Source organism: Streptomyces cynarae, assembly GCF_025642135.1.
In the GTDB taxonomy this organism is placed as follows: Bacteria; Actinomycetota; Actinomycetes; order Streptomycetales; family Streptomycetaceae; genus Streptomyces; species Streptomyces cynarae.
The window spans coordinates 7,511,827-7,531,098 of the sequence record NZ_CP106793.1 but is presented as its reverse complement, the minus strand read 5'-3'; the positions used below and the strand labels follow the sequence as shown (position 1 = coordinate 7,531,098).

At 69.3% G+C, this 19,272-nt stretch carries 13 protein-coding genes and 2 pseudogenes; 11 read left to right on the top strand and 4 right to left on the bottom strand.

Annotated elements, in window-relative coordinates; genetic code table 11:
• Nucleotides 1-147: 147 nt before the first annotated feature.
• A complete protein-coding gene (locus N8I84_RS33940; RefSeq protein ID WP_263233301.1) occupies nt 148-1,224 on the bottom strand; it encodes an NAD(+)/NADH kinase in 1,077 nt (358 codons plus the stop codon).
• 544 nt (nt 1,225-1,768) lie between these two features.
• Nucleotides 1,769-2,785 (bottom strand): zinc-dependent alcohol dehydrogenase family protein, encoded by a 1,017-nt coding sequence (locus N8I84_RS33935; RefSeq protein ID WP_263233300.1) that lies wholly within the window; start codon nt 2,783-2,785, stop codon nt 1,769-1,771.
• Between N8I84_RS33935 and N8I84_RS43225 the strand changes: the two are divergent.
• Together N8I84_RS43225 and N8I84_RS43220 are read left to right on the top strand one after the other, a co-directional pair.
• Nucleotides 2,714-3,703 (top strand): annotated as a pseudogene (locus tag N8I84_RS43225) (helix-turn-helix domain-containing protein); the annotation flags it as partial. The gene N8I84_RS33935 and the pseudogene N8I84_RS43225 sit on opposite strands and share 72 nt — an antisense overlap.
• Nucleotides 3,588-3,863 carry an MmyB family transcriptional regulator gene (locus N8I84_RS43220; RefSeq protein WP_390899070.1) on the top strand — a complete coding sequence of 92 codons (276 nt, stop codon included), beginning with the start codon at nt 3,588-3,590 and terminating at the stop codon, nt 3,861-3,863. The pseudogene N8I84_RS43225 and the gene N8I84_RS43220, both read left to right, overlap by 116 nt.
• Before the next feature lie 147 nt (nt 3,864-4,010).
• Here N8I84_RS43220 and N8I84_RS33925 read toward each other — a convergent pair whose 3' ends face one another.
• Nucleotides 4,011-5,393 carry a condensation domain-containing protein gene (locus N8I84_RS33925; RefSeq protein ID WP_263233299.1) on the bottom strand — a complete coding sequence of 461 codons (1,383 nt, stop codon included), beginning with the start codon at nt 5,391-5,393 and terminating at the stop codon, nt 4,011-4,013.
• Between the two features lie 738 nt (nt 5,394-6,131).
• Between N8I84_RS33925 and N8I84_RS33920 the strand changes: the two genes are divergently transcribed.
• The 9 genes and pseudogenes from N8I84_RS33920 (at nt 6,132) to N8I84_RS33880 (ending at nt 18,383) form a co-directional block, all read left to right on the top strand.
• Nucleotides 6,132-8,483, top strand: coding sequence for a sialidase family protein (locus tag N8I84_RS33920; protein WP_263233298.1), 2,352 nt, complete (start codon nt 6,132-6,134; stop codon nt 8,481-8,483).
• A 136-nt stretch (nt 8,484-8,619) separates the two neighbouring features.
• Nucleotides 8,620-9,336 carry a GH12 family glycosyl hydrolase domain-containing protein gene (locus N8I84_RS33915; RefSeq protein WP_263233297.1) on the top strand — a complete coding sequence of 239 codons (717 nt, stop codon included), beginning with the start codon at nt 8,620-8,622 and terminating at the stop codon, nt 9,334-9,336.
• Nucleotides 9,337-9,977: 641 nt separating this feature from the next.
• On the top strand, nt 9,978-12,287 hold the full coding sequence (locus N8I84_RS33910) for a beta-L-arabinofuranosidase domain-containing protein (RefSeq protein WP_263233296.1): 2,310 nt from the start codon (nt 9,978-9,980) through the stop codon (nt 12,285-12,287).
• Nucleotides 12,288-12,386: 99 nt separating this feature from the next.
• A complete protein-coding gene (locus N8I84_RS33905; RefSeq protein WP_263233295.1) occupies nt 12,387-13,808 on the top strand; it encodes a non-reducing end alpha-L-arabinofuranosidase family hydrolase in 1,422 nt (473 codons plus the stop codon).
• Nucleotides 13,809-13,904: 96 nt separating this feature from the next.
• Nucleotides 13,905-15,551 (top strand): glycoside hydrolase family 27 protein, encoded by a 1,647-nt coding sequence (locus N8I84_RS33900; protein WP_263233294.1) that lies wholly within the window; start codon nt 13,905-13,907, stop codon nt 15,549-15,551.
• A 188-nt stretch (nt 15,552-15,739) separates the two neighbouring features.
• Nucleotides 15,740-15,937, top strand: a pseudogene (locus N8I84_RS33895) (LacI family transcriptional regulator); the annotation flags it as partial.
• A 270-nt stretch (nt 15,938-16,207) separates the two neighbouring features.
• Entirely contained in the window at nt 16,208-17,272 is a 1,065-nt protein-coding gene (locus N8I84_RS33890) for an aromatic ring-hydroxylating dioxygenase subunit alpha (protein WP_263233293.1), read from the top strand.
• Nucleotides 17,269-17,451 carry a hypothetical protein gene (locus N8I84_RS33885; protein WP_263233292.1) on the top strand — a complete coding sequence of 61 codons (183 nt, stop codon included), beginning with the start codon at nt 17,269-17,271 and terminating at the stop codon, nt 17,449-17,451. The genes N8I84_RS33890 and N8I84_RS33885 overlap by 4 nt, the downstream gene beginning before the upstream one ends.
• Entirely contained in the window at nt 17,448-18,383 is a 936-nt protein-coding gene (locus tag N8I84_RS33880; RefSeq protein WP_263233291.1) for a PDR/VanB family oxidoreductase, read from the top strand. The genes N8I84_RS33885 and N8I84_RS33880 overlap by 4 nt, the downstream gene beginning before the upstream one ends.
• A 40-nt stretch (nt 18,384-18,423) precedes the next feature.
• On the opposite strand, the gene N8I84_RS33875 is transcribed toward N8I84_RS33880, so the two are convergent.
• Complete coding sequence (locus N8I84_RS33875) at nt 18,424-19,239, bottom strand: ABC transporter permease (RefSeq protein ID WP_263233289.1); 816 nt, start codon at nt 19,237-19,239, stop codon at nt 18,424-18,426.
• Nucleotides 19,240-19,272: the final 33 nt, after the last annotated feature.

The following is a 19,272-nucleotide window of genomic DNA, read 5'->3' as shown; positions in this document are numbered from 1 at the left end:
CGGTGGCGCCCATGTGAAAGTCGGCGGTACGGGAGATGTGGGGCGCGCCAAGGCCTGATGCGGGGTGTGCCAAGTCCCGGTGCAGGAGCCGTCAAGAGCTGCCCAAGGGGTCGCTCACGGCGCGGGGCCGCGGCCAGGCCGGCTCGATCAGGGGTGCCGTCCGCCGTCCGCCGTCGGGCCGATGGGCAGTGCCAGGTGCGCCAGGTCGTCCGGCCGGGGGGTGGTCACCGGCCAGAGCGGCGCGGGCGTCCCGTCGACGACGGCCGCCGGGGCGTCGGTCAGTTTCATCCGCTCGCGCAGGCGGCCGTAGAAGTCCATCGGCCCCAGCCGGATGGCCCTCAGGCGCCGTGGGGCGGGGTACACACCGATCCAGTCCCCCGGGTACAGGACGCCGCGCAGTTGGCCGTCGATGCTGACAGCGGCCTGGCCCGACCTTTCGAGCACCTTCAGCGCGACGGGTTCGTCGGGGGCCGCCACCACCGAGCGGTTGAAGGCCATGTGCGGGGCGACCGGCGTGAAGACCAGGGCCTCCGCGCGGGGTGAGACGACCGGGCCGCCGGCGGCGAAGCTGTAGGCGGTCGAACCCGTCGGTGTGGCCACCAGCAGCGCGTCGGCGGAGTACGAGGCCAGCAGCCGCCCGGAGAGGTAGACGCCGACCGACACCTGCCGGTCCCGTGCCAGCTTCTCCAGTACGACGTCGTTCAGCGCCATGACGTTCAGCGGGATGCCCCAGTCGTCGCACACCTCGCAGTGGGCGCGCACCTGCGGAGGCGGCAGGAGCGGTCCGCGGCCGTACCGGGTGAGCGCCTCCATCTCCGGCGGCACCTCCAGACGGCGCGAGGCACGCAGGGTGAGCAGCATGCGGTGGTCGACCGAGAACCGGTTCTGCCGGACGGCGTCGAGTGCCTGGCGCACCAGCGTGACGGGCACCTCCGTCAGGAAGCCCACCCGGCCGATATCGACCCCCAGGACCAGGGCGTCGTTCTCGGCGGCCAGCCGGGCGCCCCGCAGGAAGGTCCCGTCCCCTCCCAGGGTCACGATGAGGTCCGGGTCGCCCGCTGAGTCGACCTCGTCCCGGGCATGGCGCCGCCCACCGTCCTGCCACACGTCGATGTCGGCGCACTGCACGCCGTGCTCGGCGCACCACGTACGCACGGTCCGAGCCGCGTCCACGGCTTCGGCGCGGCCGCCGTGGACGACCAGACCTATACGTCCCACGGTCACGTCTCCGCCTCCGTCACCTCGCGGATGATCACCTGCTGCGCAGGCCCGGGCGTCTGCTCACCATGCCCACCTCCAGTCTGGCGGCGTTCGGTCCCCACGTCAGCGCGGGAGGCGCTCGGACATGGACGCCCGCGGCGCGGAGCACAAACGGAAACGACCGGGCACGCCTCTCTGGGTGAGCGCCTTCTCGTCGATGTGGCGACCGGTCGGCCCGAGGTCCTCTCCGGTGCTTCTGACCCGGATCAGCGGTGTGACGAGGCCGGGACGGTTTCGTCGTGCCGTGGCCGGGCGGGGACGGCGCCCCGGGGCACGATACGGAAGGCGAGCGGGGTGTCGCGGACGGCGAGCGCGATCAGCGGGAGCAGGGTGAGGGCGGCGGTGAACCTGCCGACCAGGGGCGGGCCGGTCAGACCGACGGAGGAGCCCAGGGCCGTTCCCGAGAGCCGGCGTCCGGCGGCGACTCCGACGTTGAAGGCGGAGGGGCCGCCGACGGTGTGGGGGCCGGGCCGTGAAGGCCCGGCCCCGGCGTGGGATCGGCCGGCGATCAGGGCTTCAGCAGCGTCTTGATGGCGCGGCGCTCGTCCATCGCCTTGTAGCCCTCGGCGACCTGCTCCAGGGGCAGGGTGAGGTCGAAGACCTTGCCGGGGTTGATGCGGCCTTCGAAGACCCGCTGGATGAGGTCGGGCAGGTAGCCGCGCACCGGGGCGGGGCCGCCACGCAGACCGACATGCGAGAAGAACAGCTCCTGACCGTCGATCGCGACGTCGTGCGGGACGCCGACGAAGCCGACGTTGCCGCCCGGGCGAGTGGAACGCAGGGACTGCTGCATCGCCTCAGGCGTGCCCACGCACTCCAGCACGCTGTCGGCGCCGACACCGCCGGTCAGGTCCTTCACGCGGGCGATGCCTTCTTCGCCGCGCTCGGTGACGATGTCGGTGGCGCCGAACTCCAGGGCCAGCTTCTGCCGGCTCTCGTGCCGGCTCATGACGATGATCCGTTCGGCGCCGAGCTCCTTTGCGGCGATCACACCGCACAGGCCCACCGCGCCGTCACCGACCACCACGGCGGTGGAGCCCGGCTTGACCTCGGCGGCCTTCGCGGCCCACCAGCCGGTACCCATGACGTCGGACAGCGCCAGCAGGCTGGGCCAGAACTGCTCAGCCGGATGCTCGTCGGTGGCGACGAGGGTGCCCTGCGCGTTGGGGATGCGCACGTGGTCGGCCTGGCAGGTGCTCATGAACTCGCGTCGCACGCAGTTGGACTGGTAGCCCGCCCGGCAGTTCGCACACGTGTTGTCGGAGGTGGCGAAGGAGCCGATGACGAACTGCCCCGGCTTCACCGAGGTGACCTCGCTGCCGACCTCCTCCACGATGCCGACGTACTCATGACCCATCGGGTGCGGCTGGTCGACGGGCTCCGCGCCGCGGTAGGGCCACAGGTCCGTGCCGCACACACAGGTGACCGCGGTACGGATGATCGCGTCGGTCGGATGGATGATCTTCGGATCGTCGAGCTCCTCGAAACGGACGTCGCCGGGGGCATGGATGACTGCTCCGCGCATGAGGGTGCTTCTTTCAGGTGTGAGACGTCTCTTGCAGCCAGTCCGAGGGGGAGCGAACGATGTCCGTCCTCCCGGGCTGCTCGTCATCGAGGCTCGCACGCGGGGCCGAGCACGGAAAGCGGAGAAATCCCTCCGGGGAGGGCCGTATCCCGGGAGAAGACTCTCCCCCCTTGTCGGGGCATGATCAATGCCATGCTGGGAACCATGAGCGACAACGCCACCGCCAATGAGCTGGGAGAATTCCTCAAGAAACGCCGCTCGGAGCTGAGCCTGCGCACGGTCGGACTGCCGGAGACGGGCGGCCCCCGCCAGGTCGCCGGACTGCGCCGTGAGGAGGTCGCCCAGCTCGCCTCCATCAGCACGGACTACTACACCAGACTCGAACAGGGCCGTATACAGGCATCCGCTCCCGTGCTCGAGGCCCTCGCCCGCGTCCTCCACCTGGACGACGACGAGCGGGGCTATCTCTTCCAGCTCGCGGGCAAGACCACGCCCCGCACGCGGCGGCGCGGCAGGCAGCAGGTCCAGCCGCAGCTCCAGCGCGTCCTGGACGACCTCACCGCCACCCCGGCCATCGTGCAGGGCCGGCGCGGAGACATCCTGGCGTGGAACGCGCCGGCCGCCGCCCTGGTCATCGATTTCTCCCGCATCCCGGAAAAGCACCGCAACTATCCCCGGATCCAGTTCACCGAGCCGGCGATGCGCACCCTGTACGCCGACTGGGAGACCTCGGCCGCAGATCTCCGTGGCGCAACTGCGGATGGAGGCGGCCAAGTATCCCGAGGACCCGCGTCTGATCGAGCTGGTCGGCGAACTGTCCACACGCGACCAGCAGTTCGCCAAGTGGTGGGGCGACCACAAGGTGGCCGCGCGCACCGTGGGCACCAAGACCCTCAACCACCCGGTCGTCGGCGAACTCGTCCTGGACTGGGACACCTACACCGCCAACACCGATCCCGATCAACACCTGACCGTCTGGACCGCCGTCCCCGGATCCCCCACACACGAGCGGCTGCGCATTCTCGCCTCCTGGGCTGCCGACCAACACCTGTCGGCCTCGTCCGCCCTCAGCCGATGACGACCGACGTGCCGGTCGCCCGGGACGCACCCGGATTCCGTCCCGTACCGCAGGGCGGGCCCTGACACCGAAGAACACCCTCCACCTCGAACCGCCGGGACCGCCCTGCTGGAGCTCGACGTCGACCATACGCACCCCACCGCGTCTCTACGCGTCGGCGAAGGAGCCGCTCCGTGCGGCGTGAGGGCCGATCGCGGCTCCGACCAACCGCTTCTCGAAGGACCGCAGTATCTGTTCGAGATCCGTCGCGTCGAACGACGTCGCATCCGTCCCCAGACTGATTCCGGCCGTCTCGGACATACCCCACACACTGAAGGAGAGCTTTCCGGAGTACGGATCGACGGGTTTGGGGAACCGTCTGTACCGGCTGGACGCCATGGCTCGCTCGATGTCCTCCTGTGCCCTGTCCGCCCGAGCCCGGATCAGCGTGCGGGGCGCTATGGGGCGGATGTTGACCACGTACGGGTTGTGTGCGGAGCGGCCCAGTTCGGCGGAGACCTCGTCCAGGGATCTGGCGTAGCGGTCGGGCTCTCGCAGGCTGACGGAGGAGGATCTGACGAGTGCCGCGTCGACGGCCCGGCACAGCGCCGGGAACCGGTCGATGCCGAGGGACGTGTCGACCGGGACGAGGGCCCTGCCGGCGATATGGGCCACCGCCTCGCGGGCCAAGGTGGTCTGCCGGTTGGCCATCACGGTGTTGAACATGCAGTTGACGACGCCGAGGTGCTCGGCGAGCGCGCACGCGTATGCGGATTGCAGGACGGCGGCCACGGATGTCCGGTACTGCTTCGCCAGACCGGCGGCCGCGAGCGCGACCGCCGCCGAGTCGAGGCATACGAAGTTGTAGACGGCGTCCCTGTGGCTCGCGGGCGCCCGGAGTTCGGGCATGACGGACTGACGGAGCATGGCCCGGTCATGGGTGTCGACACGATGGGCGTGCCGCAGCCCCGAGGGACTGGCCTCGAAGTTCGCGATCTGCCGCGGCTGCCACCCCGGACCGAGGTCGGCGCCCGGATCGGCGGCCAGTCGGGCTATGTGCTCGGCCACGATCCGGGCGGCCGTCGTGTCCGCCGAGAAGTGGTGCAATGACAGCGCGATGTGGATGGGTCTGCCGTCCACGGTGATGACGGCCGCCCGCAACGGCAGGTCGTCCGGGGCGAATCCGGGCTCGGCCAGTCGGAGGGTGAAGGCGCTCAGCTCGTCGTAGGTCGGCGGGGCGTCGGAGGCGTACTCGTCGACCCGGAGCACGCCGGAAGCCACGACGACCGCGCGCGGTTGTCCGTCCGCGTCACGTGGATACAGCGTGCGCAGCGCCTCGAAGTGGGACATGACCGCGGCGAAGGCACGCAGCACCGCGGCCATGTCGGGTCGGCCGTCCAGTGCCCGCCCCATCCGTACGTTCCTGTTGCGGGGTCCGTGGAGATGGGGGTGGCATCCTTCGCGTGCGTGGGCCTTCTGCGACCAGGTGAGTTCATGCTCTCCGGCGAAGCCGGCGACGAAGACGACGTCATGGCGTGCGATCTGTCGCATATCCACCCGGCCCTCCTTCGGTACGTCGACGGCGCGCCACCTCGATCGCACTCTCATGCAGTCGAAGCGCTTCGACGTTGGCATGACGCTGAGTCGTGTGTCAATCACAGGTCGCCCAGCCGTCGCAAGTCGTTCGTCCAGCACTGGCGTTCCACCGAGAGTTCGCCCGGAGGAGCAGTCCACCTGGGGAAAGGGCAGCATGGAGGGCGGAGCGCACCGCCACCCTCGACCGCGCCTGTTACCGGAAAGTGACCTGGACGGCCCGTTGTCGTGCCCGGAAACACGGCCTTAGTGTCACCGAAACGTCGAAGCGCATCGACTCGGATTCCTCCCGCCCTCCCGAGATCAGACCACCGGACGACGCAGCGTCGGCCCGCCCGCCGGTCGGATCCACGAAAACGAAGGGCCGCAACGACATGAGCATCGAGGTGAACCGCCGAGCCGTCCTGCGAACGGCCGCCGGTGGTGGTCGTGGGCCTCGGCGGATACGACCAGTACTGGCATCTGGCCAAGGGCATGCTCACCGGCGCGATCAAGGGCTGACGGGACGCCCATGATTCACCGCGTCACCGACCGCCTCGGGGGTCTCCCGACTCCGGCTGCGCCACCGGTTCGGCACCCTCGACGCGCGGGACGGGGCACCGTCCACCCAGCCCTCCCCGACCACACCAGAGCCGACCGGACTGCTGCTTGTACGCAGGCCCGTACGGACCCGCACCCGAAAGGCAAGGACGCATCATGACCCATGTCCCGCACCTCTCCCGCCGAGGACTGCTGGCCGCCGGTGCGGCCGCGGCCGCACTCCCTGTGCTCGCCCCCTCCGCTGCCTCCGCCGCGTCCGCCCGTGCGGCCGGGACCGTCCGACGCACGCCCTACACCTTCCGCAACGCGGAGATAGTCGGTGGCGGTTTCGTCACCGGCATCATCTTCAACCAGAGCGAACCGGGACTGGTGTACGCCCGGACCGACATCGGCGGCGCCTACCGCCTCGACACCGTGTCCCGGCGGTGGATCCCCCTCACCGACTGGATCGGCTGGGACGAGTACGGACACACCGGCATCATCAGCGTCGCCACCGACGAGGTGGACCCCGACCGCGTCTACCTGGCCGCAGGCACCTACACCCTTCCCGACTGGGACCCGACCATGGCGGCGATCCTGCGGTCGACCGACCGCGGCCGCACCTGGAAGGCAACTCCCCTGCCGTTCCGGCTTGGCGGCAACATGCCCGGCCGGGGCATCGGCGAGCGGTTGGTGATCGACCCCACCCGCAACAGCATCCTGTACCTGGGCGTGCGCGGGGGCCACGGGCTGTGGCGCAGCACCGACCACGGCAAGACCTTCGCGAAGGTGACCGGCTTCCCCAACCCGGGCAACTTCGTCATCGACCCCACCGACCCCGACGGCTACAACGGCGACAACCTGGGCGTGCTGCAAGTCGTCTTCGACAAGCGCACCGGCAGAGCGGGCAGGGCCACCCGGACCCTCTACGTCACCGTCGCCGACAAGGACAACATCCTGTACCGGTCGACCGACGCGGGAGCGACCTGGGAACGCGTACCCGGGCAGCCCACCGGCTTCATCCCGCACCACGCGGTCTTCGACCACGTCGGCGGTTACCTGTACCTGGCGACCAGCAACACCGCCGGCCCCTACGACGGGTCCAAGGGCGATGTGTGGAAGCTGGACACTGCCACCGACACCTGGACCCGCATCAGCCCGGTCCCCTCCACCAGCGACGACAACCAGTACGGCTACAGCGGCCTGACCATCGACCGGCAGAACCCGGACACCCTGATGGTGTCCACCCAGGTCAAGTGGTACCCCGACTGCCTCCTGTTCCGCTCCACCGACGGCGGCGCGAGCTGGTCCCGCGCGTGGGACCTGGGCACGAATTCCGAGCGCACCCTGCGCTACGACATCGACATCTCCGCCGCCCCCTGGCTGACCTGGAACGCCTCGCCGTCGCTGCCCGAGATCGCCCCCAAGCTGGGCTGGATGATGGAGTCCGTCCAGATCGACCCCTTCGACTCCGACCACTTCATGTACGGAACCGGCGCGACGATCTACGGCGCCGACAACCTGACCGACTGGGACAGCGGCGGCACAGTGCACATCTCCGTGCGGGCCCAGGGCCTGGAGGAGTGCTCGATCGGCTGCGTGATCAGCCCACCCGTCGGTCCCGCTCACCTCTTCTCGGGCGTCGGCGACGTCGGCGGCTTCCGCCACACGGATCTGAACAAGGCGACGAAGATGTACGACAACCCGACCTTCGGCGCCACCCCGGCCCTGGACTACGCGGAGCTGGCGCCCCACACCATCGTGCGGGTCGGCAACCCCACCAGCGGCTGGACCCAGCACTTCGCCATCTCCACCGACAGCGGCAACACCTGGAAGCCGTCGGGCAGTGAGCCGTCCGGCGTCACCGGCCCCGGAGTCGACGACCAGGCCGTCGCCATCAGCGCCGACGGCAGGCGGATCGTCTGGGCGCCGGCGGGAGCCCCGGTCAGCTGGTCCGACGACCACGGAGCCACCTGGACGGCGTCGGAGGGCCTGCCGGCCGGGGTTTCGGTGCGCTCCGACCGGGTGAACCCGGCGAAGTTCTACGCTTACGGCTCCGGCGTCTTCCACCTCAGCACGGACGGCGGCAAGAGCTTCAAGGCCACGGCGGCGTCCGGTCTGCCCACTGCGGGGAACGTCCGGTTCAAGGCGGTACCGGGCCACGAGGGCGACATCTGGCTGGCCGGCGGCACCAACAAGCCCACCACCCCCACACCGTACGGGTTGTGGCGGTCGACCGACTCCGGAACGTCATTCACCAGGTTCGAGGCGGTGGACGAGGGCGACGTCGTCGGATTCGGCAAGGCCGCACCCGGGGCCACGTACCCCGCCGTCTACACCAGCTCCAAGATCGACGGCGTGCGCGGCATCTTCCGGTCCGACGACGCGGGCCGGACCTGGACCCGCATCAACGACGACCGACACCAGTACGCCTGGACCGGCAACACCATGACCGGAGACCCCCGGGTCTACGGCCGCGTCTACTTCGGGACCAACGGCCGCGGAGTCATCTACGGCGACCCCAAGTGAGGTTCGGCTCCCGGCCGCCTCGCTCCGCACCCGCCGTCCCGAGGGGGAGACCGACGTGGCCCTGCCGCCAGGGCAGGACGACCGACTTCTCCTCTCCTGTGTGATCCCCCCACTCAGCACACAATCCGGAGGGCTGATGAAATTCCGTCTCGGCTGGGCCGCGCTTCTCGCGGCTCTGGCTCTCGTCTTCACCCTGCCGAACTCGGCAGTGGCAGCGTCATCGACGTACTGGTTCAAGCATTACGCGACCGGCGGCAACGCCTCGACGTGGTACAGCGACGACAACAACTGGGGTGTGAACTCCTCGACCGGCACCGGCTTCGTCGCCATGGTCAACGGCAAGGACTGGGGCTGGACGTCCCCGGTGACCACACTCCCCAAGAAGATCCGCGACGTCAGCCCCGACAACAACACGTGGTTCAGCCAGTCGGCGTGGCCGAAGTCCGGCTCGTACTACGACGCCACGTACGACATCTTCATCGACCCCTACCCTGCGCCGACCGACCGCAACTCCAAGACCGAGCTGATGATCTGGCTCAACTGGTACAACACCAAGCCGCTGGCCGACCACTACGACGCGAACGGCAACGCGATCCCGGCCGCGACCAACGTCAGCCTGGGCGGCCGCACCTGGGACATCTACGAGTACACCTGGAGCAACGGCGGCCACACCCTCAGCTTCCTGGACAGGAGCAGGTCCGGCTGGTGGTCCGGCAGCCTCACCCCGTTCTTCAACTACGGCATGAACAGGGGTTTTTACACCGGCGACCACTACCTCAACAGCATCATGGCCGGCTGGGAATTCGGGCCGGGTGACTACACCGCCCACTCCTGGGGCACCGCCGGCTTCTGACACCGCGACAAACCGAGAAGGCGAACCGGTGACCGACACCTGAAGCAGGGGGTGGGGCGGATGCGCCCCACCCCCTGCCCCGGACCCGGACGGCGTCCGGTCCCCGGGCTCGACGCGGAGGATCTCTTCGGCGGTGTGCCGTTCCAGGCCGCCTGCACTCCTCACACTCCTCACAGCACTCCAATGTCTGGCTCGACGTCAGGGCACAGGTCGGACGCACATCCCCAAGTAGCCAAGTAATGCGTGTCGCAAGACTAGACATGGGCAACGTTCGTGTCCGTTAATCCATCCCATGTATCAGTGGAGAGGGGTGATGGGACGGAGACCCCTGTGAATCTTCGGCCTCGTTGCCCAGCAGGGCTGCCACCCGGCCTCCAGCCGCCGACTCCGGGCGGAGTTCCGACGAGCGGAACAGGACCGACCGCAGTACCGGAGGAGTCTCACGCGCATCGGTTCTCGCCGCATGGCGGCCGGGGCGGTGGCCGTCACCCACGGCTCCGCTGTGATGTCGTCGGCCTGCTGGACGTATGGGACCACGTCGGCAGCAGACAAGCCCGTGACGTGCTGCACCTGACCGTGGGACATGTGAGCGAATGCACTGACGACCAAGCCGTCACTCCCCCCTCACCGAAAGGCTCAAGATGTCTTCCTCCGTCAGCAGACGGCGCCTGCTGCAAGTAGCCGGGGCCACCGCCGCCGCCTCTGCCACCGGATCCTTCATCGGCGCATCTCCCGCCCACGCGGCCATCCCTCCCGCAAGGGCCGACATCGGGGTCTCCGCACACCCCTTCGGACTCGGCCAGGTCCGGCTCACCGCGAGCCGGTGGCTGGACAACCAGAACCGCACGCAGAACTACCTGCGGTTCGTCGATGTCGACCGGCTGCTGTACAACTTCCGCGCCAACCACAAGCTGTCCACCAACGGCGCGACCGCCAACGGCGGCTGGGACGCGCCGAACTTCGGCTTCCGCACCCACATCCAGGGGCACTTCCTCACGGCATGGGCACAGTCGTACGCCGTCACCGGGGACACCATCTGCCGGGACAAGGCCACCTACATGGTCGCGGAGCTGGCCAAATGCCAGGCCAACAACAGCGCCGCCGGTTTCAGCGCCGGGTACCTCTCCGGCTACCCCGAGTCCGACTTCACCGCTCTCGAGCAGCGGACCCTGAGCAACGGCAATGTGCCGTACTACACCATCCACAAGACCCTCGCCGGCCTGTTGGACGTATGGCGCCACATCGGCAGCACACAAGCCCGGGATGTGCTGCTCGCCCTGGCGGGATGGGTCGACTGGCGCACCGGCCGGTTGAGCAGCCAGCAGATGCAGGCCATGCTGCAAACCGAGTTCGGCGGTATGAACACGGTGCTGACCGATCTCTACCAGCAGACGGGCGACGCGCGGTGGCTCACGGTCGCCCAGCGCTTCGACCACGCCGCGGTGTTCGACCCGCTGGCGTCCAACCAGGACCAGCTGGGCGGACTGCACGCCAACACCCAGGTTCCCAAGTGGATCGGCGCCGCCCGGGAGTACAAGGCCACCGGCACCACTCGCTACCGGGACATCGCCACCAACGCCTGGAACATCTGCATCACCTCGCACACCTATGCCATCGGCGGCAACAGCCAGGCGGAGCACTTCCGCGCCCCGAACGCCATCGCCGGCTACCTGAACAAGGACACGTGCGAAAGCTGCAACACCATCAACATGCTCACCATCACCCGTGAGCTGTTCGCGCTGGATCCGAACCGGGCCGCGTTGTTCGACTACTACGAGCGGGCGTGGCTCAACCAGATCATCGGCCAGCAGAACCCGGCCGACGACCACGGGCACGTCACCTACTTCACCCCGCTCAACCCGGGAGGCCGACGCGGTGTGGGCCCGGCGTGGGGCGGCGGCACCTGGAGCACCGACTACGGCACTTTCTGGTGCTGCCAGGGCACGGGCCTGGACGTGCACACCAGGCTGATGGACTCCATCTACTTCCGCAGTGACAAAACCCTGATCGTGAACCTGTTCGTGCCCTCGGTGCTCAACTGGTCGGAGCGCGGTATCACCGTCACCCAGACGACGACCTACCCTGTCAGCGACACGACGACCCTGCAGGTCACCGGCAGCGTCAGCGGAACGTGGGCGATGCGCATCCGCATCCCGGGCTGGACCACCGGGGCCACCATCAGCGTCAACGGCGTCGCGCAGAACATCACCACCACCCCCGGCAGCTACGCCACCCTGAACCGCTCCTGGACCTCCGGCGACACGGTCACCGTCCGCCTGCCCATGCGGATCGGCATCCGACCGGCCAACGACAACGCGAACGTCGCCGCGATCACCTACGGCCCGGTGGTCCTGGCCGGCAACTACGGTGACTCCTCGCTCAGTTCCCTTCCGTCGCTGAACACGTCCTCGATCACCCGGACGAGCAGCAGTTCGCTCGCCTTCACCGCCACCGCCAACGGCTCCACCGTCAACCTGGGCCCATTCCACGACGCGCACGGCTTCAACTACACCGTCTACTGGAACACCACCGGCAATACCGTCCGTCTCGCCAACGTGGGCAGCGGTCTCGTGCTGGGCATCCAGAACATGTCCACGGCCGACGGTGGCCGCGCTCTGCAGTGGACGGACAACGGCACCGCCGACCACAACTGGCAAATGATCACCGACGGAAGCGCGGTCCGCTTCCGCAACGCCCACAGCGGCAAGGTGCTCGGCGTCCTGAGCATGTCCACGACGGACGGCGCGACCGTCCTGCAGTGGTCGGACAACGGCACCGCCGACCACAGGTGGACGCTGCTCGACCAGGGCGACGGGACCTACAAGATCCGCAACGAGAACAGCGGCAAGCTGCTCGCCATCGCGGACAACTCCACCGCCGTCGGCGCGTTCGCGGTCCAGGACTCGGACGACGGCACCGCCGACAACCGGTGGCGCATCTTGTCGAACTAGGCCTGCTGCGGAACTTGCCGTTCTCCCCCCTCCAGCTTGCTCGACGCTTCGACCATCGTTCGGTATGGCGAACACTACTCAAGGATGACGAGGTCCCCCATGCACCGACTTGGTTTCAGCCGCAGACGCCCGTCTGCGGTGCTCGCCGCCGCGATCGCGGCCCTGGTCTCTTTGGCGGCGCTGCTCGTCGCCACCCCGGCTCAGGCGGCCACCACCGGCACCCTGCGCGGTGTCGCCTCCGGCCGGTGTCTCGATGTGCCGGGCGCCAGCCAGACCGACGGCACGAACGTGCAGATCTGGGACTGCCATGGCGGGACCAACCAGCAGTGGACGCTGACGGACAGCAACCAGCTGACCGTGTACGGAAACAAGTGCCTGGACGTCCCGGGTCACGCCACCACGGCCGGGACCCGGCCGGTGATCTGGTCCTGCAACGGCGGCACGAACCAGCAGTGGCGGGTGAACGCCGACGGCACGGTCGTCGCCGTGGAGTCCGGGCTGTGCCTGGACGTCTCGGGCGGCGCCACGGCCAACGGCACGGCGGTGCAGCTGTGGAACTGCACCGGCGCAGGCAACCAGAAGTGGACCGGCCTGTCCGGCACGACCAACTCGTGTGCGCTTCCGTCGACGTACAAGTGGAGCTCGACCGCTCCGCTGGCGCAGCCGGCCAACGGCTGGCTCTCGCTGAAGGACTTCACCACCACGACGTACAACGGCAAGCACCTGGTCTACGCGACGTACTCCGACGGCAACTGGCACTCGATGGGCTTCAGCCCCTTCACGAACTGGTCGGACATGGCGTCGGCCGGTCAGACCGCCATGAGCCAGTCCGCAGTGGCGCCCAAACTGTTCTACTTCGCGCCCAAGAACATCTGGGTACTGATCTCAAACGGGTGGGGCACCAACTGGCCCTTCGTCTACCGCACGTCCAGCGACCCCACCAACCCCAACGGCTGGTCCGCGGCGCAGGCGCTGTTCACCGGCAGCCTCCCCGTGGGCGGCCCGATCGACCCGACCATCATCGGTGACGGCCAGAACATGTACCTGTTCTTCGCCAATGACAAGGGCGGCATCTTCAAGTCGACCATGCCGCTCGGGAACTTCCCGAGCAGCTTCGGCTCGTCGTACACGACGGTCATGACCGACACGGAGAAGAACCTGTTCGAGGCGCCGGAGGTCTACAAGGTCCAGGGCCAGAACCAGTACCTCATGATCGTCGAGGCGCGCGGTGTGAACGAGGACCGCTTCTTCCGCTCCTTCACGGCCACCAGCCTGGACGGCCCGTGGACCCCGCAGGCCGCCACCGAGTCCAACCCCTTCGCGGGCAAGGCCAACAGCGGCGCCACCTGGACCAACAGCATCAGCCACGGTGACCTGGTCCGCAACAACCCCGACCAGACCATGACCATCGACCCCTGCAACCTCCAGTTCCTCTACCAGGGCCTGGACCCCAACACCCCGCAGGGCACCCCCTACCAGAACCTGCCGTACCGGCCGGGCCTGCTCACCCTGCAGCGCTGACCCGAGCGCGCCCGACCACAAAGCTGGTGACCGTGCCTGGCAGGCACGGTCACCAGCGACTTCCGCTTTTTCTCTCCCCCCAGGAAGGAACCCTGCATGGTTTCCATGCACAGGCGACTGCTGCGTCTCCTCACGGCCACCGCGCTGACGCTCTCCGCCTGCGTCACCGCCTCCGCCGGCACGACCGCCGAGGCCGCGCCGGGCAGCCCCGCGCTCACCCCACCGCTGGGCTGGAACAGCTGGAACAGCTTCGGATGCGGGGTCGACGAGACACAGGTCCGCCAGGCCGCCGACGCGATGGTGTCGTCGGGCATGAAGGACGCGGGCTACCAGTACGTCGTCGTCGACGACTGCTGGTTCGACCCGCAGCGGGACGGCGCGGGCAACCTCCGGGCCAACCCGACCAAGTTCCCCAGCGGCATGAAGGCGCTCGGGGACTACATCCACAGCAAGGGCCTGAAGTTCGGCATCTACGAGGCGCCCAACGAGAAGACGTGCGCGCAGGGCGTGGCCACCTACCCCGGCTCCACCGGCAGCAAGGGCCACGAGGTCCAGGACGCCAACACGTTCGCCTCCTGGGGCGTGGACTACCTGAAGTACGACTGGTGCTCCGGTAGCGGCACCCTGGCCGATCAGGTCGCGCAGTTCACCGTCATGCGCGACGCCCTGCGCGCCACCGGCCGCCCGATCGTCTACAGCATCAACCCCAACAGCTTCCACGCCATCACCGGTGCCACCTACAACTGGGGCGAGGTCGCCGACCTGTGGCGGACGACCGAGGACCTGCTCGACGTCTGGCAGAACGGCAACACCAACAGCTACCCGATGGGCGTCGGCAACGTCCTCGACATCGACGCGCCGCTGGCCGCCCAGTCGGGTCCGGGGCACTGGAACGACCCCGACATGCTGGTGGTCGGCCGTCCCGGTCTGTCGCTGACCGAGTCCCGCTCCCACTTCGCCCTGTGGGCGCTGCTCTCGGCCCCCCTCATCGCGGGCAACGACATCCGGACCATGTCCGCCGACGTGAGCGCGATCCTGCGCAACCCGCGTCTGCTGGCGGTGAACCAGGACAAGCTGGGCGCGGGCGGGCGCCGGGTCCGCGACGACGGCGACACCGAGGTGTTCGCCAAGCCCCTGTCCGACGGCTCGGTCGCGGTCGGCCTGTTCAACCGGGGCAGCGGCACCGCCACCATCACCGCCACGGCCGCGCAAGTCGGCCTCACCGGAGGGCCGTTCACCCTCACCGACCTGTGGACCGGCGGCACGTCGAGCACCTCCGGCCAGATCTCGGCGAGCGTCCCGGCGCACGGTGTCGCCGTGTTCAAGGTGACCGGCGGCAGCCCGCTGGCCTCCACCACCGCACGTCTGCGCGGTACCGGGTCCGGCCGCTGCCTGGACGTGGACGGCGCCTCCACCGCGTCCGGGACGAAAACGCTGATCTGGGACTGCCACACCGCCGCCAACCAGCTGTGGACCACATGGGCCGGCGGCGAGATCCGCGTCTACGGCGACAAGTGCCTGGACGCCTCCAACCAGGGCACCACCAACGGCACGCCGGTCATCATCTGGCCCTGCAACGGCCAGGACAACCAGAAGTGGACCATGCAGTCCGACGGGTCGATCCGCAACGTCCACGCCGGGCTGTGCCTCGACGTCAACGGGGCCGCCACCGCCAACGGCACCCCGGTCATCCTGTGGACCTGCAACGGCCAGAACAACCAGAAGTGGACCACGCTCGCGTGACCCGCCATCCCTGCCACCGCGCCGGGAGTAGCCCGGTCGGTCGAGGCAGTCCCACGACAGCAGGCCATGCTGCGGCGACTGCTCTCCTGCACCGGGACCGGGCCTTCGAGCCCATCGCCGCAGGCACCGGCCAGGCACTCCCGTGGCAGGTCACGTCCGGTCCTTCAGCCGTGCGGGGCCGCGGGCCGTTGCGGCTGCGGCCCCGCACGGGCGCTGAGGCAACACGCCATGGGGGCCCGCACAGAGGAGTCATCAACAACGCGGCCGGTGTGAAGGAGTCGACACGGCGGGCCCTGCGGCGAGCCATCAAAAAGCTGGGGTGCGTGCCCAACCCCGCGGCCCGATCACTGGCCGGGCCGCGGGCCGACGCCATGGCCCTCGTCCTGGGCTCATTGCCAGATAATCACGGCAGCACCCCGATCCGACCTGTTCACCGAGCCCATCAGCGGCCACCTCAGGAGTGAGCCACCCAGCGGCGGTGCTGCGCAGACCTTGCCGCCGCTGGGCAAGAGGCATGGCAAGACCCTGACCAGCTCTTTCACAGAGACGCTTCCGCCTGACAGAAGCCGCCTTGCGCGGCAACCACACCCGTCACGACCCTGAGTCCAACCACGGCACGCGGGGCGACGGCGCCCCGCCGACAGGGACGGGAACCCATGCCTCACATGACCGCCTTCGCCAGGAACCAGTGGTACGTCGCCGCCTACAGCCATGAGGTCGGGCGCGAGCTGCTCGGCCGCACGATCCTCGGTGAGCCGCTCGTCTTCTACCGCACCGAGGACGACGGCACAGCGGTCGCCCTGGCCGACCGCTGCGTCCACCGCCGCTTCCCGCTCTCGGAGAGCCGGCTCGACGGGGACCGCATCGTGTGCGGGTACCACGGGTTCACGTACGACACGACGGGCGCCTGCGTGTACGTGCCGGGGCAGAAGCGCATCCCGCGTACGGCCCGCGTCGCCTCGTACCCGGTCGTCGAGCAGGACTCCCTGGTGTGGGTGTGGATCGGTGATCCGGCGCTCGCCGACGCGGGCACCATCCCGCGGGCGAAGCACCTCGACTCCCCGGACTGGGTCACGGTGCGCGGCATGGAGCCGATCGACGCCGACTACGGTCTGCTGGTCGACAACCTGCTCGACCTCTCCCACGAGACGTATCTGCACGGCGGCTACATCGGCACACCGGAGGTCGCCGAGACGCCGATCACCACCGAGGTCGACGAGGGCGCCGGCATCGTGCGGGTCAGCCGGCACATGGACGACGCCGAGTGCCCGCCCTTCTACGCCCGCTCCACCGGCATCGAGGGCCGCATCACCCGCTGGCAGGACATCGAGTACCACGCCCCCTGCCTCTACCTGCTGCACAGCAGGATCGCGCCGGTCGGCGTGCTGCCCGAGCCGGACGGCAGCGACCCGAACGGCTTCCACACCGAGATCACCTACGCGATCACCCCGTCCTCCGACGGCAAGGTCTACGACTTCTGGGCCGTCTCCCGGGACTTCGCGAAGGACGACGAGGAAGTCACCACGTTCCTGCGCGACTTCAACCACACGGTCGTCATGCAGGACGTCGACGCGCTCAACCTGCTGCAGAGGACGCTCGGCACCGAGCGGGCCGGCTACCAGGAGCTGAGCATCAACATCGACACCGGCGGTCTCGCCGCCCGCCGTATCCTCGCCCGACTGGTCGAGGAGGGCGACAAGCCGGTGGAGAAGGTCCAGTGAGCACGCCCTCCGGTTCTGCGCTGCGCGAGGTCTACCGCATCGACTGGCTCCCGGGCACCGACATCCTGCACGGCACCTGCCACTGCGGCGCCGAGCACACCGACCAGGACCCGGTGGAGATGTGGGAGTGGATGCTCGCGCACCCCGAAGGACACCAGCCCCGAGGAACCGTCTCATGACCGCGTACGAAACCGAACTCGTCGTCGACCGCCGCGAGCCGGCGGCCGAGGGCGTGCTCGCCCTCACCCTGCGCCACCCGCTGGGCGAGGAGCTTCCGGCCTGGGAGCCGGGTGCCCACGTCGACGTCCTGCTCGGGCCGGGACTGGAGCGGCAGTACTCGCTGTGCGGCGATCCCGCGGACCGGCAGGCCTGGCGGATCGCCGTGCTCCGCGAGGCCGACGGGCGGGGAGGGTCGGCCCACGTCCACGAGCAGGTGCGCGAGGGCGACAAGGTGCGCGTGCGGGGACCGCGCAACCACTTCCCCCTGCACCCCTCCCCCCGTTACCGCTTCATCGCCGGCGGCATCGGCATCACGCCCATCCTGCCGATGCTCGCCGCGGCCGAGGCGGCGGGCGCCGACTGGACCCTGCTGTACGGCGGCCGCACCCGCCGCTCCATGGCGTTCACCACGGAGCTGGAACGGTACGGGGACCGGGTCACCCTCGCCCCGCAGGACGAGAACGGGCTGCTGGACCTGGCCTCGGTGCTGGACGACGTGCCCGACGGCACGCTCGTCTACTGCTGTGGCCCCGGCCCACTGCTGGACGCGGTGGAGGGACGCTGCCCCGCCGGCACGCTGCGCGTCGAGCGGTTCCAGCCCAAGGAGCAACCGACGGGGGACGACGGCGAGTTCGAGGTCGTCCTCGCGCAGAGCGGCCGTACGCTCACCGTCCCGCCGCGCGTCTCCATCCTCGACACCGTGCGCGACGCCGGCGTCGAGGTGCTGTTCTCCTGTACGGAGGGCACCTGCGGCACCTGCGAGACCGACGTCCTGGAGGGCACCCCGGACCACCGGGACTCGGTGCTGACGGAGGAGGAGCGGGAGTCCGGCGAGACCATGATGATCTGCGTGTCCCGGTGCCGGGGCGGGCGACTGGTGCTCGATCTCTGACCGCGCGGACCCCTGGGCCGGGGCCGCGGTGGCCCCGGCCCTAGATCCGGCTCTCCGTCGCCGTGTCCGCCGAAAGTCGTTGGGCGACGTAGATCGGGATCACCGACAGCAGGACCAGCACCGCCGCCACCACGTTCACGACGGGCGCCTGCTGAGGGCGTGTCATGTTGTTGAAGATCCAGATCGGGAGGGTCTCGATGCCGGGGCCCGCGGTGAACGTGGTCACCACGATCTCGTCGAAGGACAGCGCGAACGCGAGCAGCCCGCCCGCGAACAGCGCCGAGCGCACCAGCGGGAACGTCACGTCGACGAAGGCGCGGAACGTGTCGGCCCCCAGGTCCATAGCCGCCTCCTCGTAGGAGCCGGAGGTGCGGCGCAGCCGTGCGACCACGTTGTTGAAGACGACGACGATGCAGAAGGTGGCGTGCCCGACGATCACGGTGAACAGGCCGAGACCGACGCCGAGCGGCTGAAGGACCGTGCCGAACGCCGAGTTGAGCGCGATGCCGGTGACGATGCCGGGCAGCGCGATCGGCAGGACGACCACGAACGAGATGGCGCCGCGGCCGAAGAAGCGGTGCCGGGCCACCGCGAACGCGATGAGCGTGCCCAGCACCAGCGCGATGGCCGTGGCACCGAGGCCCGCCTTCACCGAGACCCAGAGCGCGCTCCGGGCGCCCGTGTTCTCCCAGGCCACCGACCACCAGTGGAACGTCCACCCGGGCGGGGGCCAGCTCGCGCTGCGGTCCGGGTTGAAGGAGTTGACCAGGACGAGCGCGAGCGGGACGTAGACCACCGCGAAGCCGAGCCCGGCGGCGATGCGCAGCGCGATGCGCGCGGAACGGGACAGTTGCATGACGTGGGACCTCTTCTGGAGGCTGCCGAGTTG